The sequence below is a fragment of the Paraburkholderia sp. FT54 genome (assembly GCF_031585635.1).
In the GTDB taxonomy this organism is placed as follows: Bacteria; Pseudomonadota; Gammaproteobacteria; order Burkholderiales; family Burkholderiaceae; genus Paraburkholderia.
Genome location: NZ_CP134195.1, coordinates 991,345 through 1,004,707 on the forward strand (window position 1 = coordinate 991,345; position 13,363 = coordinate 1,004,707).

The following is a 13,363-nucleotide window of genomic DNA, read 5'->3' on the forward strand; positions in this document are numbered from 1 at the left end:
AGACATCTCGTTATCGAGATGTATAGTCAGGAATGCGAGTTTTTCTTGAGCGGAGTGCGCGTATCTCACTACCGGCCGCTCTATCTCCATATTGCGAATCCGCCCACCGCTGATTTCGCGAAAATGCAACGTTAATTCAGAACCATCCGAACGAGACGGAACGTCGCGTTTTCGTCTCAACTGAACTCGTTTATTTCGCGATGGATCGACCCAATCATTCGCTGACGGTTTATCTCGATTTAAAGTCCGTCCGCGAGACATTTGAATGCTTCGCTTAAAGACGAATCCGCGCGATAATCTGCGGCTGTTTTAGATTCGCATGGAGCATGCACGTATGAAGTACCCCTTAATAGTACGGCGCGCCATGCTGCTCGCGACCTCGTGTGCGCTGTTGCAGCAGGGCGGTTTCGTGCTGGCCGCGCAGAGCGACGAGGCCGCGCCACTGGTCGGCACACGGCCGGCCATCAACACCCTGACGCCGCAGCCTGTCGCGGATGCGCTGCGCAACGCGGCGTCGGCAACGTCGGCCACGCCTGCTACACCTGCCATCGCCGGCGATGCGCAAGGCAATGTCGCCGAGCTGATGCAGATGATTCGCGACGCAAAGCTGAGCGAACTGCGCACCACCTATAACGGCAGTTACGGCGCGAGTCTGTTTTTCCATCCACGCGACATGACCTATTACGTCGCGTTATTTCAGGACAAGCATTTCTGGCGGGTGATCAAGTCCGAGGACGCGGCGCGCGCGGAAGCGATCTATGCGGGCTTTGTCCAGCAGACAGCGCAGCTCGCGGATGTCGAGATTCGCCGCACGCAGTTGCAGGCGCAGAAGGCGTACATCGAAGACATCATTGCGTTGTCCGAAGATCGCGCGAGACGCTTGCAAGCCGATCTCGACGTGGCTCGCACGCAGCAGGCCAAGGTCAACGACTATCAGCGTCAAACGCAAGGCGAAACGGCCGCGCTGCACGCGGAGAAGGAAAGGGCACAGGCGCAGCTGCGCCAGGTGCAGGGCGAAGTGCTGCAGCTGCAGCGCCAAACCGAAATGGGATTGCCCGTTCAGAAATAAATGCGTGAACGTAAAAGGAAAGCCCGGTCATTCGTGAATGGTCGGGCTTTTTGCACTACGCGACGTCTGCGGCCGTGTGGTGCTTACTTCGCGAATTGATCGGGAATGTCGGTCACGCGTCGCTGCGAAAGATGGTTCATCCACTCGGTTCCGTTGCTACCGGATGCATTGCTTGAAGAACTGGTGCGTGGCTTCGGCGCGATATCGCGCAGGTGCGTCGCAGCGGACATCGTTACGCCCGCGTATTCGTCTACACCGAGCCGGCTCGGAGCGAGCGGCGAGTACGGTCCCGCAGCCGATGGCTTTGGCGACGCATTCGCGGCGACCTTCGAGGTTGCGTCGCGCGGCATGTCGCCGGCCATTGCAGTTGCGTGCGTCGGCTGTTTTGCGGCGACGAAGCGCGCGGCACGCGGGTGGATTTGTTCGCGTTGCCTGGCGCTCTTCTCGCGAACGACCTGACGGCGATGTGAGACGGTTTTCTCGGCGCCGACACGCCCCGGAGCGAAGCGCAATGGGCGCGCTGAAGTCGAAGCATTTATCGACACCGACGCCGCGGCAGGACTGGATGCAGTCGCGCCCGGGAGTGTGGGTGCTGATGCCGCAACTGCCGCGGACGTGCGTGCCGCAGCCTTATCCACGGCGCGAGCGGCGACTGCGGCCGGTGCCTGATGTGTCGGCAACTGCGAGTCGCGCTCGTCCGGAACCTCGCTCGCGAGGTCGACATGGATGGCCGCCTGACGATGGGCGAGATGATCGAACCCGATCCACCCGAGCATCGCAGCGCCGCCGAGCACGCAGGCGCCGCCCGCCAATACGCTCCAATGATGGCCGGAACCGCGCGACGCTGCTGTATAAGCATGCGGCGGAACCGGCGGGACGGCCGCGACCATTTGCGCAGCAGCGCTGACTGGCTGTTCAAAAACGGGAGCCGGCGCCGTAGTCGCGCGCCGTTCGCCCAACGGCGACCAGCGGCAAAGCGAGCGAATGGTCTGATCGTTCATGCAGAACGTGCGCAGGATGGCTGCGTAAAGCGCCTTGAGTTCCGCTCGCAAACTGTAGCCCGGCGGAAGCAGTGCCCAGTCGCGGCCGAAGGGCGCCGGCACATGGCCGAACGGCCGCAAACGCGGCAGGGCCATGGAGCCCTCGATCACGGTGAAAGGAATTGTGGACATCGGTCTTTTCCAGCGCCTCTTAAAGGGACCGCCGATCGGCGGTCCCGGGATCTGCGGGGACTCAGACCCTTGGTGCGATGCGCGTTGAAATACCAGACATGCACGCCGTACGTCGACGCCGAACCGCAGCGTTGTGCTCTGGACGAGAACACGGGCGCATGGGCGTATCACTATGAAGCCGTAGGGGTCCGAAGGATGATACTTCGCAGCAGCCGGCTTGCTGACTGGAAATTTCCGAAGAGGCCCGCGATTCGTCCGGTCCTGAATCAAGCCTGAACGACGATCAAGCGGGCCACGCTCGACCTATCGATCGAATCTGTAGATGTAGCGCAACGCCGTAATATCCACGCCGCCCATATGATCCGGTTCGGCGCCGACAAATTGCCAGCCTTGCCGCTCGTAGAAGCCGATCGCGGGCGTGTTCCCTTCGAGCACGTAGAGATAGAGTTGGGCCTCGCCCTGCCCGCGAGCCCAGTCCTCGGCGGCATGCATCAGCAGTTTGCCGACTCCGATGCCCTGATAGTCCGGCAGCGTGTGCAGGTTATCGAGCAGCACGCCCCAGGCGGAGTCCGGTTGACGTTCGACGCAGACAAAACCGGTCGGCTCGCCCGCGAGTTCGGCGATCAGCACGATGCGGCGTTCGCCGCCGGGCGCGCTCAGGCGCGCTTCCCAATAGGCCGCGCGCTCGCGCGTGACTTCGCCGTCGAGAAAAGCGTCGGGCAACAGGCTGCGATACGTGGCCTGCCAACTTGTGCTGTGGATCGAAGCAATGAGCGCGGCATCCGCGAGCGTCGCGGGGCGCAGCGAAAGAGCGGGGGTGGTTCGCATCGGGGTAGTGATCAACGGAAATGCCTGACTGCAAATGTTAGCGCGCGACGACCGGCGAGACCATGCGTAAGGAAACTGTATGCATTACGCGACAGCGGCTTCAACGGTAACATTAGGTGGAGCGGGTGCCGCATGACTCACAACGTTTACCCTGATACCGCGAGAATGCGTTCAGCATGAGAATGCTGCGCCCCCGGCGCGTTCCGATCTTCCGTCCGTCCGAGGCATCCGCTTGCCGGACGCAGTGGATCGTTTCAACTGCCTGCCCGCCGGTTCTTTCGTGGCAGCAGGCCCATCAGAGAATGTCATGTCTACTGCGTCGCACGTCGCTTCCTCATCGCAAGAATCCAAGGTCAAGACAGTATTCCGCGTGGTCAGCGGCAACTTTCTTGAGATGTACGACTTCATGGTCTACGGCTACTACGCTTCGGCGATCGCCAAGACCTATTTTCCGAGCGGCAACGAGTTCGCTTCGTTGATGCTGTCGCTGTCGGTGTTCGGCGCGGGCTTCCTGATGCGGCCGCTCGGCGCGATCGTCCTCGGCGCCTACATCGATCATCACGGCCGGCGCAAAGGCCTGATTCTCACCCTCGGTTTAATGGCGCTCGGCACGCTCACAGTCGCATCGATTCCAGGTTACGCGACGATCGGCTTGCTGGCACCCGTGCTCGTTCTGGGCGGACGGCTGTTGCAAGGCTTCTCCGCCGGCGTCGAACTAGGCGGCGTGTCGGTGTATCTGTCGGAGATCGCCACCAAGGGCAACAAGGGCTTCTATTGCGCGTGGCAGTCGGGCAGCCAGCAGGTTGCGGTGGTGTTCGCCGCGCTGATCGGCGTGTTCCTGAACAAGATGTTGCCGGCCGACCAGATGAGCGCATGGGGCTGGCGCGTTCCGTTCCTGGTCGGCTGCCTGATCGTGCCGTTCCTGTTCCTGATCCGCCGTTCGCTGCAGGAAACCGAGGAATTCAAGGCGCGCAAGCATCATCCGAAGATGGGCGAGATCATGAAGACGATGGCCGCGAACTGGGGCATCGTGCTCGGCGGCATGGGCATGGTGATCATGACCACCGTGTCGTTCTACATGATCACGGCGTATACGCCGACCTTCGGCAAGGAAGTGCTGAAACTGTCGTCGATCGATACGCTCGTCGTCACGGTCTGTATCGGTCTGTCGAATCTGATCTGGCTGCCGCTCGCGGGTGCGCTGTCCGACCGTATCGGCCGGCGTCCGGTGCTGCTGGTGTTCACGATTCTGACCATCATCACCGCGTATCCGGCGCTACAGTGGCTGGTGGCGGACCCGTCGTTCGCGCGTCTGCTGGAGGTCGAACTGTGGCTGTCGTTCCTGTACGGCAGCTATAACGGCGGGATGGTCGTGGCGCTCACCGAAGTCATGCCGGTGGAAGTGCGCACCGCCGGGTTCTCGCTCGCCTACAGCCTCGCCACGACGATCGGCGGTTTCACGCCGGCTATCTCGACGTTGTTGATTCACACTACCGGCAACAAGGCGGCGCCGGGTCTGTTCCTGGGGGTGGCGGCGATTTGCGGGTTGATCGCGACGCTGGTGCTGTATCGCACGCCGGAATCGCGCAATCAATACCGGACGGCCTGAGCTTCACCGTTCACGATTCATTCGGGCAAGTAGAAACCCCGCGTTCTCACGAACGCGGGGTTTTTGTTTTTGGCTCAGCAACTGCGCTGATTGTCCCGTTGCGCGGTGCTCGCGCTAGCCGTTGCGCAATTCGTTCGCCACGGCCTCGACGACGTCGCCCCATGCACCGGGTCGCGGCTGGCGCAGCAGCGTCGCGCCCGGATACCAGGGGCTGCGTGTCTCGCCGGCAAACCAGCGCCAGTCCGCCGCGAACGGCAGCATCAGCCAGAGCGGCTTGCGCAGCGCGCCGGCCAGGTGCGCGATGGACGTATCGATCGACACCACCGCGTCGAGCCGTTCGATGATCGCCGCCGTGTCCGCGAAGTCGCCGATCCGCCTGTCGAAGCGATGAATCGACGCCGCACGCGGATGCGCGTCGAGCGCCGCGCGTTCGTCGGCGCTCAACTCGGGCTGCAGCACGATCCAGTCGATGCCTTCGAGTGCGAACAGCGGATCGAGCGCGGCGAGCGGCATCGAACGCGTTTCGTTTTGCTGGATGCGTCCCGACCACGCGATGCCGATCTTGCGCTTCGCCTGGCCGCCGAGCGAGCCGCGCCATTTGCGGCCGTAGGCAGGCGGCACGCTGAGGTAGGGCGTCTGCTCCGGAATGGTGTCGTAGGCCGTGCCGAGTGCGAGCGGCACGCTCAGCAGCGGGCATTGCAGATCGGCGGCGGGCCGCGGCGTGCCCTGGGCGATCAGCGTCACGCGCCAGGCTTGCGCGGCAGGGGCCAGCAAGGGCAGCAGCTGTGGCTGTACTTCGAGCACGACGCGCGCCGCGCGCTGCGCGACGAGCGGGACGAAGCGCACGAATTGCAGCGTGTCGCCGAAACCCTGCTCGGCATGGACCAACAGCGTATGTTGTGCGATCGGCTCGCCGTGCCAGCGCGGCAGCGTCTGGATCACCGGCTGCGCCATGGTTTGCAGCCGCCACTCGTACTCCGGCAATCCGCGGCCGAAATCGCGCAACGCGAGCCACGCGAGCGCGCGGTTCAGGTGCGCAGAGGCGAGGTCCGGGCGTAGACGCAGCGCCTGATCGAAGGCGCGCACGGCCGGCCCATGCGCACCCAGTGCCTGGTGCGCGGTGCCCAGACTCAGCCACGCGAGCGCGAATTGCGGATCGAGACCGACCGCGCGCTCGAGATAGGGCAGCGCTTCCGCGTGGCATCCCAATGATGCGAGCGCGTTACCCATGCCGAAGATCGCTGGTGGCAAATTCGGCTGCAGCGCCAGTGCCGCCTTGAACGAAGTGACCGCTTCGGCATGGCGGCCGGTGGCGTCGAACGTGTTGGCGAGATTGAAATGCGCGGCGACGAAGCGCGGCTCGGCTGTCAATGCCGTCTGAAAACACGGGATCGCCTCTTGCGCGCGACCGAGCGCATTCAGCGACATCCCCATGTTGTTGAGCGCGCCGGCGTGGCCGGGCCGCAATTCGAGCGTGCGCTGGAAAGCGGCGATCGCTTCCGTGTGGCGTCCGAGCGCGTGCAGCGCGTTGCCGAGGTTGTTATGCGACGAGGCGTCGTTCGGTTGCAGGCGCAACGATTTCTCGAACGCGTCGGCGGCGTCTTCGTGACGGCCCACCGCGGCGTATGCGTTGCCCAGGTTGTAGTGCGCCATCGGGAACGACGGCGCCAGCGTCAGCGCATTGCGAAACTGTTCGATGGCGTCGTCGATCTGACCGAGCGCTTTCAGCGCGTTGCCCAGGTTCAGTTGCAGCGCGGCGTCTTCCGGGCGCAGGTTCACCGCGCGCCGCACGAGCGCGGCGGCTTCGGCGTGCTGGCCCTGCTGGTGGCGCAGGACGCCCAGCAGGTGCAACGCATCGACGTGCGCGGGATTGCCTTCGAGCGTCGCGCGGTAGCCGCGTTCGGCATCTTCGAGGCGGCCGTCACGATGCGCCGCGAAAGCGCGGTCAAATACAGGTTGCATGACGGGGATGGCATTTTGGGTGAGGCAGAGGCCGCATTTTCCCACACTCGCCGGAGCGCGCTCCGAATTGACCGATCGTCCCAATATCTATAACGTGTGAATACTTGTTCATATGTGCCTCCGCAACCTCGAATGCCATGGCTTCCTCCGTCGCTTCTGCCGTTTCGTTGGCGAGCTTTGAAGAGCGCCCGGTCGACACGATCGTGCCGCTCGCCGACCTGTTTCGCCTGCTCGGCGACCCCACGCGCTTGCGCATCGTGCTGGCGTGCCTCGACGAGCGGCGCGCAGTCGGCGCGATTGCCCAGGCGCTGGGTTTGTCGTCGTCGCTGGTGAGCCATCATTTGCGCCTGCTGCGCGCGGCGCGGATCGTGCGCGCGGAGCGGCAGGGCAAGCAGGTCTTCTATCTCGCCGCCGATCGCCATATCAGCGCGATGCTGGCCGGCATGCTCGAACACGTGGCCGAACCGGCCGGCGACTATTCTCTGGACCTGTCATGAAGCAGAACGAGCACGGCCACGAAGGGCATGGCCACGTCGGCCATGAACATACCCACGGTCACACGCACAGCCATAGTCACGGCCACGCCGGCCACCACCACGCTCACGCACCCGTTGCAGGCCACGGCCGCGCGTTCGCGCTTGCCGTCGTGTTGAACGTCGCCATCGTGATCGCGCAAGCGGTCTACGGCGTGATCGCCCATTCCACCGCGCTGCTCGCCGACGCCGGCCACAATCTCTCCGACGTCCTCGGCCTTCTGCTTGCCTGGGGCGCCGCCTGGCTTGCCACGCGTCGTCCGTCGGCGCGCTATACGTTCGGCTACGGCAGCTCGTCGATCCTCGCCTCGCTCGTCAATGCCGGGCTGCTGCTGTTCGCGTGCGGCGTGATCGTCGCCGAAGCAATCGGACGCCTGATGAATCCGGCGCCGGTGGCGGGGCTCGCGGTGTTTGTCGTCGCGACGGTCGGCGTGGTGGTCAACGGGATTTCCGCATGGCTCTTCATGCGCGGACAGAAGGAAGACCTGAACATTCGCGGCGCGTTCCTGCACATGGCGGCGGATGCCGGCATCTCGGCGGCGGTCGCGGTGAGCGGCCTCGTGATTCTCTACACCAACTGGACGTGGCTCGACCCGCTCATGAGCCTGTTCGTGGTGGCGGTCGTGGTGGTCGGCACGTGGGGGCTGTTGCGCGATTCGGTGCGCCTCGCGCTCGACGCCGTGCCGCCCGGCGTCGATCTGCAGAGCATCCGCGATTATCTGGCGGGGCAACCCGGCGTCGTCGACGTGCACGATCTGCACGTGTGGGCGCTGTCCACCACCGGCAATGCGCTCAGCGCGCATCTGGTGATGCCGGCCGGCCACCCTGGCGACGAGTTGCTCGACCACATTGTGGCCACGCTGCGCGAACGCTTTTCGATGCAGCACGCGACGCTGCAGGTCGACCTCGGCACCACGGAACATCGGTGCGCGATGGAGCATGCACCGCACGCACATTGAGGCGGACGGGAGCGCGCAGCAACCTCACAGCAAGGGCTCAGCAAGCCCACGCCGGCCGCGCCATTGAAGCAACGCACCGTTAGCACGTTGTCGGCAGCGCCCCCCAAAGGGACTTCCCGCGGGCGTACACTAGAACGCATTGTTGTTTCCGGAGTTCCGCATGGACGCTGCCGCAAACGATGCGTCGCCGGTGCTGATCGTCGGGGCGGGGCCCACGGGGCTCGCCGCAGCGATGAGTCTGGCGCGTGCCCACATCCCCGTGCGTCTGATCGACAAAGCCATGCAGCCGAACCCCTATTCACGGGCCATCGGCATCCAGGCGCGCACGCTCGAGTTGCTCGAGCAGCATCGGCTGGTCGAACCGTTTCTCGAACTCGGCCATCGCGCGCGCATCGCCAATCTGTTTTCAAACGGCATGCGTCTCGCGCAACTCGACTTCGATCCGCTGCACACGCGCTATCCGTATCTGCTGTTTCTCGATCAGTCCGTGACCGAGCGCTTGCTGACGGAGCATCTCGCGACGCTCGGCGTGGCGATCGAGCGCGGCGTCGAGCTGACCATGTTCGCGCAAGGCGCCGCCAGCATTCAGGCGACGCTGCGCCGCGCGGACGGCCACACGGAGACGATGCGTCCGTCATACGTGATCGCCGCCGACGGCGCGCACAGCGCGATCCGTCATCGGCTGGGTCTGAGCTTTGAAGGCAAGACCTTCGAGCAGACTTTCCTGCTTGCCGATCTGCACGCCGAAACCGATTGGCCCGAAGACGAGTTCCATATCTTCGCGTCAGGCGAAGGACTGGTAGCGCTGTTTCCGATGGGCCACGGCCGGCATCGTCTGATCGCGGATCATGCGCTCGAGCCGGCCGCCGTCGCGCCATCCGCGACGCCCGCCGTGTTGGGCGAGCCACCGTTGAACAAAGTGCCGGCGCCGTCGCTCGAGGAGTGCAAGGCGCTGATCGCGAGGCGCGTGCGCGAGCGGGTCGACGTGTCCGATCTGGCGTGGTCCGCGTATTTCCATCTGAATAGCCGCATGGTGGACCGGTTGCGCGTCGGCCGCATTTTTCTCGCGGGCGACGCCGCGCATGTGCACAGCCCGGCCGGGGCGCAAGGCATGAACACCGGCATTCAGGAAGCGTTCAATCTCGGCTGGAAGCTGGCGCGCGTGTTGAAAGGCGCGGCACCCGATCGCCTGCTCGACACCTATCACCTCGAACGTCATCCGATCGAACGAGACGTGCTGCGGCAAACCGGCTTCATCACGCACATGGCCGAGGCCGATCACGGACCGCTGAAGCTGCTACGCGAACGCGTGATGCCGGTCCTCGCCGCGCTGGGTCCGTTGCGCGACGCCGCGCGCGCCACCATCAGCGAGTTGTCGATTCAGTACCGCCGCAGTCCGCTGACGCTCGAACGCGTGCTCGACGGCGGACCGCGTGCCGGCGAGCGCGCGCCCGACGCGCTGGTGCATGTGGTGGACGGACCGCTTGGCCGCGCGCCTGGCGTGGGCTGCATTTTCGATCTGCACGACCCGGCGTTCTTCTCGCTGTTCCTGCTGGTGCCGCCGCTGCCGGTCGACAAAACGCCGCTCGATCCCGCGGCGAAGCATGCGCCGCCGCCGGACGCGGAAATGGAGCGCGTGGCGGCGGAAGTCGAACGATTGCTGCCGGGCGCGGTGCGCATCTGGCGCATCACGGATACGATCGGCGATGGCGGCCCGGCGCTCTCCGAGTCGTATGGCCGCACGCGGCCGTCGTTCTATCTGGTGCGGCCGGACGGCTACATCAGCGCGCGTGGACGCACCGGCTCCGATCTGCACGGCCTGTTGCGGCATTGCGAAGCGTGGTTCACGGTGAGCGGTCAGATACCGGAGCAGGCGGCCCTGTGATATGGGCCGCCTGCGGAGACTAAGCGGTAGGGAAGTGATGCGCTAAGCGCGCGGTTCGGTACACCCTCATTGGTGCGACCTGGCTTGCGCGCGAGCACGGCCAGGCTGCACCGTCGCAGCTACCCGCGTGGCTACACCGTCGCAGGCGCGGCCGGCGTCAGTTGCTCGCGGTGTTTGACGAGCGCTTCCTCGACGATCGCCGACATCTTAATGCCGCTCGCATCCGGCTCATCGAGCGCCCCCAGCAACGCGCGGCGCATACGCGGCTCCCAGAAACGGCGGATATGGTCGGCGATGCCGGCGAGTGCTTCCTCGCGGTCGGGCATCGAATCGAAAAAGTCGCCGATCCGGTTGGCCATGTCGATCAGGCTCTGATTGTCCATGGCTGCCCTCACTTACCCGATGTCGCGTTGGCCAGCTCGCGCTGCTTCAGCAAATCGAGCTGTTCGGTGTTGAAACGCGAATAGTCTTTCTGCCATTGCGACGGCTGTTCGACCGGCATCACCTGCACCGCGGTCACCTTGTACTCCGGACAGTTGGTCGCCCAGTCCGAGCTATCGGTGGTGATCACGTTCGCGCCCGATTCGGGGAAGTGGAACGTCGTATAGACCACGCCCGGCTGCATGCGCTCGGTCACCTTCGCGCGCAACACGGTCTGTCCCGCGCGCGATTCGATGCCGACCCAGTCGTCGGTCTTGATACCGCGCTCTTCCGCGTCGTGCGGATGGATTTCCAGCCGATCCTCGTCGTGCCAGCGCGAGTTCTCGGTGCGGCGGGTTTGCGCGCCGACGTTGTATTGCGACAGGATACGGCCCGTGGTGAGCAGCATCGGGAACTTGCGCGTGACTTTCTCCGGCGTCGCGATGAACTTCGTGATCACGAATTTGCCTTTGCCGCGCACGAACGCGTCGATGTGCATGGTCGGCGTGCCGTCCGGCGCATCTTCGTTGCACGGCCACTGGATGCTGCCCATCTCGTCGAGCTTTTTGTACGAGACACCGTGGAAGGTCGGCGTGAGACGCGCGATCTCGTCCATGATCTGCGACGGATGCGTGTAGTCCATTTCATAGCCGAGCGCGCGCGCGAGCATCACCGTGACTTCCCAGTCGGCGTAACCCGGCACCGGCGGCATGACCTTGCGCACGCGCGAGATGCGGCGCTCCGCGTTGGTGAACGTGCCGTCTTTTTCGAGGAACGACGAACCGGGCAGCAGCACGTGCGCATACTTGGCGGTCTCGTTCAGGAAAATGTCCTGCACGACGATGCATTCCATCGACGACAGGGCCGCCGACACGTGATGCGTGTTCGGATCCGACTGCACGATGTCTTCGCCCTGGCAGTACAGACCCTTGAAGGTGCCGTGCACGGCGGCATCGAACATGTTCGGGATGCGCAGGCCCGGCTCCGGTTGCAGCGTGACGTTCCAGGCTTCCTCGAACAGCGTGCGCGTGACCGTGTCGCTGATGTGGCGATAGCCCGGCAGTTCGTGCGGGAACGAGCCCATGTCGCACGAACCCTGCACGTTGTTCTGGCCGCGCAGCGGATTGACGCCCACGCCTTCACGGCCGATGTTGCCCGTCGCCATCGCGAGGTTGGCGATGCCCATCACCATGGTCGAGCCTTGCGCGTGTTCGGTGACGCCGAGGCCGTAGTAGATCGCTGCGTTGCCGCCGGTCGCGTAGATGCGGGCGGCTTCGCGCACGAATTGAGCCGGTACGCCGGTCAGCGCTTCGGTCGCTTCCGGCGCGTTCTCGGGCAGCGCGACGAAATCGCGCCATTGCTCGAACGCGCGCGTTTCGCAGCGCTCGGCGACGAAGGCTTCGTTGACCAGGCCTTCGGTGACGATCACATGCGCCAGCGCGTTCACGACCGCCACGTTGGTGCCCGGCCGCAATTGCAGATGATGCGAGGCCTTCACGTGCGGCGTATCGACGATATCGATGCGGCGCGGATCCACGACGATCAGCTTCGCGCCTTCACGCACACGGCGCTTCAGACGCGAGCCGAACACCGGGTGGCCGTCGGTCGGATTCGCGCCGATCACCATGATCACGTCGGCTTTATCGACGGATGCGAAAGTCTGCGTGCCCGCCGATTCGCCGAGCGTGGTCTTCAGTCCATAGCCGGTCGGCGAGTGGCAGACACGCGCGCAGGTATCGACGTTGTTGTTGCCGAACGCGGCGCGCACGAGCTTTTGCACCAGATACGTTTCTTCATTCGTGCAACGCGACGACGTGATGCCGCCGATCGAATCGCGCCCGTGCTTGGCCTGAATGCGGCGGAATTCCGAGGCCGCATACGTGAGCGCTTCTTCCCAACTGACTTCGCGCCACGGGTCGGTGATCTTCGCGCGGATCATCGGCTTGGTGATGCGGTCCTTGTGCGTCGCGTAGCCCCACGCAAAGCGACCCTTCACGCAGGCGTGGCCTTCGTTGGCCTGGCCGTTCTTGTGCGGCACCATCCGCACGACCTCGTTGCCCTTCATCTCCGCCTTGAACGAACAGCCGACGCCGCAATACGCGCAGGTGGTGACGACCGAATGCTCGGCCTGGCCAAGCATGATGACGGTCTTTTCCTGCAAGGTCGCGGTCGGGCACGCGGCCACGCACGCGCCGCACGACACGCATTCCGATTCCATGAACGGCACGTTTTCGCTGGCCGCCACGCGCGATTCGAACCCGCGTCCGGCGATGGTCAGCGCGAACGTGCCTTGCGTTTCTTCGCACGCGCGCACGCAGCGATTGCAGACGATGCATTTCGACGCGTCGTACGTGAAGTACGGGTTCGACTCGTCTTTTTTATCCTTCAAATGATTCGCGCCGTCGAAACCGTAGCGCACTTCGCGCAAGCCCGTGACGCCCGCCATGTCCTGCAATTCGCAGTCGCCGTTGGCGGGGCAGGTGAGGCAGTCGAGCGGGTGATCGGAGATGTACAACTCCATCACATTGCGGCGCAGCGACTGCAGACGGTCGGTTTGCGTACGGACCTTCATGCCGGCTTCGACCGGCGTCGTGCACGAGGCGGGATAGCCGCGCTTGCCTTCGATTTCCACGAGACACAAACGGCACGAGCCGAACGGTTCCAGCGAATCGGTCGCGCAGAGCTTCGGCACGTTGACGCCCGCTTCGACGGCGGCGCGCATCACAGAAGTGCCGGCGGGAACGGTGACGGACTGGCCATCGATTTCCAGCGTGACGTCGACATCGGCGTGACGCGCGGGCGTGCCGAAATCGGTGTCGTCGAAAAACGAGCGGGTCGCGCGTTGCTGGGCTTGCGCTTTGCATGCGCAGTTGCCTGAGCCGCAGCCGCCGGAGGAAGAGTTGAGCAGGTCGGACATGTGGGGGGC

The 13,363-nt window shown here is 64.5% G+C and carries 10 protein-coding genes; 5 read left to right on the forward strand and 5 right to left on the reverse strand.

What is annotated here, in order from left to right:
• Positions 1 to 334 precede the first annotated feature (334 nt).
• Positions 335 to 1,069 (forward strand): DUF2968 domain-containing protein, encoded by a 735-nt coding sequence (locus RI103_RS04620; RefSeq protein ID WP_310814225.1) that lies wholly within the window; start codon positions 335 to 337, stop codon positions 1,067 to 1,069.
• Between the two features lie 83 nt (positions 1,070 to 1,152).
• Here the strand turns inward: RI103_RS04620 and RI103_RS04625 are convergent, their stop codons facing one another.
• Positions 1,153 to 2,241: a hypothetical protein gene (locus RI103_RS04625; RefSeq protein ID WP_310814226.1), complete on the reverse strand. Its 1,089-nt coding sequence runs from the start codon at positions 2,239 to 2,241 to the stop codon at positions 1,153 to 1,155.
• Between the two features lie 303 nt (positions 2,242 to 2,544).
• On the reverse strand, positions 2,545 to 3,069 hold the full coding sequence (locus tag RI103_RS04630; RefSeq protein WP_310814227.1) for a GNAT family N-acetyltransferase: 525 nt from the start codon (positions 3,067 to 3,069) through the stop codon (positions 2,545 to 2,547).
• 307 nt (positions 3,070 to 3,376) lie between these two features.
• Between RI103_RS04630 and RI103_RS04635 the strand changes: the two genes are divergently transcribed.
• Entirely contained in the window at positions 3,377 to 4,678 is a 1,302-nt protein-coding gene (locus RI103_RS04635) for an MFS transporter (protein WP_310814228.1), read from the forward strand.
• A gap of 114 nt (positions 4,679 to 4,792) precedes the next feature.
• Here the strand turns inward: RI103_RS04635 and RI103_RS04640 are convergent, their stop codons facing one another.
• Positions 4,793 to 6,640 carry a tetratricopeptide repeat protein gene (locus RI103_RS04640; RefSeq protein ID WP_310814229.1) on the reverse strand — a complete coding sequence of 616 codons (1,848 nt, stop codon included), beginning with the start codon at positions 6,638 to 6,640 and terminating at the stop codon, positions 4,793 to 4,795.
• 137 nt (positions 6,641 to 6,777) lie between these two features.
• Here RI103_RS04640 and RI103_RS04645 point away from each other — a divergent pair, with 137 nt between their 5' ends.
• The 3 genes from RI103_RS04645 (at position 6,778) to RI103_RS04655 (ending at position 10,017) form a co-directional block, all read left to right on the forward strand.
• A complete protein-coding gene (locus RI103_RS04645; RefSeq protein ID WP_310814230.1) occupies positions 6,778 to 7,137 on the forward strand; it encodes a metalloregulator ArsR/SmtB family transcription factor in 360 nt (119 codons plus the stop codon).
• Positions 7,134 to 8,132, forward strand: coding sequence for a cation diffusion facilitator family transporter (locus tag RI103_RS04650; protein ID WP_310814231.1), 999 nt, complete (start codon positions 7,134 to 7,136; stop codon positions 8,130 to 8,132). The genes RI103_RS04645 and RI103_RS04650 overlap by 4 nt, the downstream gene beginning before the upstream one ends.
• A 160-nt stretch (positions 8,133 to 8,292) precedes the next feature.
• A complete protein-coding gene (locus RI103_RS04655; RefSeq protein WP_310814232.1) occupies positions 8,293 to 10,017 on the forward strand; it encodes an FAD-dependent monooxygenase in 1,725 nt (574 codons plus the stop codon).
• A 131-nt stretch (positions 10,018 to 10,148) separates the two neighbouring features.
• Here the strand turns inward: RI103_RS04655 and RI103_RS04660 are convergent, their stop codons facing one another.
• The gene (locus tag RI103_RS04660; protein ID WP_310814233.1) at positions 10,149 to 10,400 is read right to left on the reverse strand and encodes a formate dehydrogenase subunit delta; all 252 of its coding nucleotides are present in this window, start codon (positions 10,398 to 10,400) and stop codon (positions 10,149 to 10,151) included.
• Positions 10,401 to 10,408: 8 nt separating this feature from the next.
• Positions 10,409 to 13,354: a formate dehydrogenase subunit alpha gene (gene fdhF / locus RI103_RS04665; RefSeq protein ID WP_310814234.1), complete on the reverse strand. Its 2,946-nt coding sequence runs from the start codon at positions 13,352 to 13,354 to the stop codon at positions 10,409 to 10,411.
• Between the last annotated feature and the right edge of the window lie 9 nt (positions 13,355 to 13,363).

Coding starts and splice junctions, on each gene's coding strand:
- RI103_RS04635 (WP_310814228.1), top strand. CDS start 3,377: ATGTCTACTGCGTCGCACGTCGCTTCCTCATCGCAAGAATCCAAGGTC.
- RI103_RS04640 (WP_310814229.1), bottom strand. CDS start 6,640: ATGCAACCTGTATTTGACCGCGCTTTCGCGGCGCATCGTGACGGCCGC.
- RI103_RS04650 (WP_310814231.1), top strand. CDS start 7,134: ATGAAGCAGAACGAGCACGGCCACGAAGGGCATGGCCACGTCGGCCAT.
- RI103_RS04625 (WP_310814226.1), bottom strand. CDS start 2,241: ATGTCCACAATTCCTTTCACCGTGATCGAGGGCTCCATGGCCCTGCCG.
- RI103_RS04660 (WP_310814233.1), bottom strand. CDS start 10,400: ATGGACAATCAGAGCCTGATCGACATGGCCAACCGGATCGGCGACTTT.
- RI103_RS04655 (WP_310814232.1), top strand. CDS start 8,293: ATGGACGCTGCCGCAAACGATGCGTCGCCGGTGCTGATCGTCGGGGCG.
- RI103_RS04645 (WP_310814230.1), top strand. CDS start 6,778: ATGGCTTCCTCCGTCGCTTCTGCCGTTTCGTTGGCGAGCTTTGAAGAG.
- RI103_RS04630 (WP_310814227.1), bottom strand. CDS start 3,069: ATGCGAACCACCCCCGCTCTTTCGCTGCGCCCCGCGACGCTCGCGGAT.
- fdhF (WP_310814234.1), bottom strand. CDS start 13,354: ATGTCCGACCTGCTCAACTCTTCCTCCGGCGGCTGCGGCTCAGGCAAC.
- RI103_RS04620 (WP_310814225.1), top strand. CDS start 335: ATGAAGTACCCCTTAATAGTACGGCGCGCCATGCTGCTCGCGACCTCG.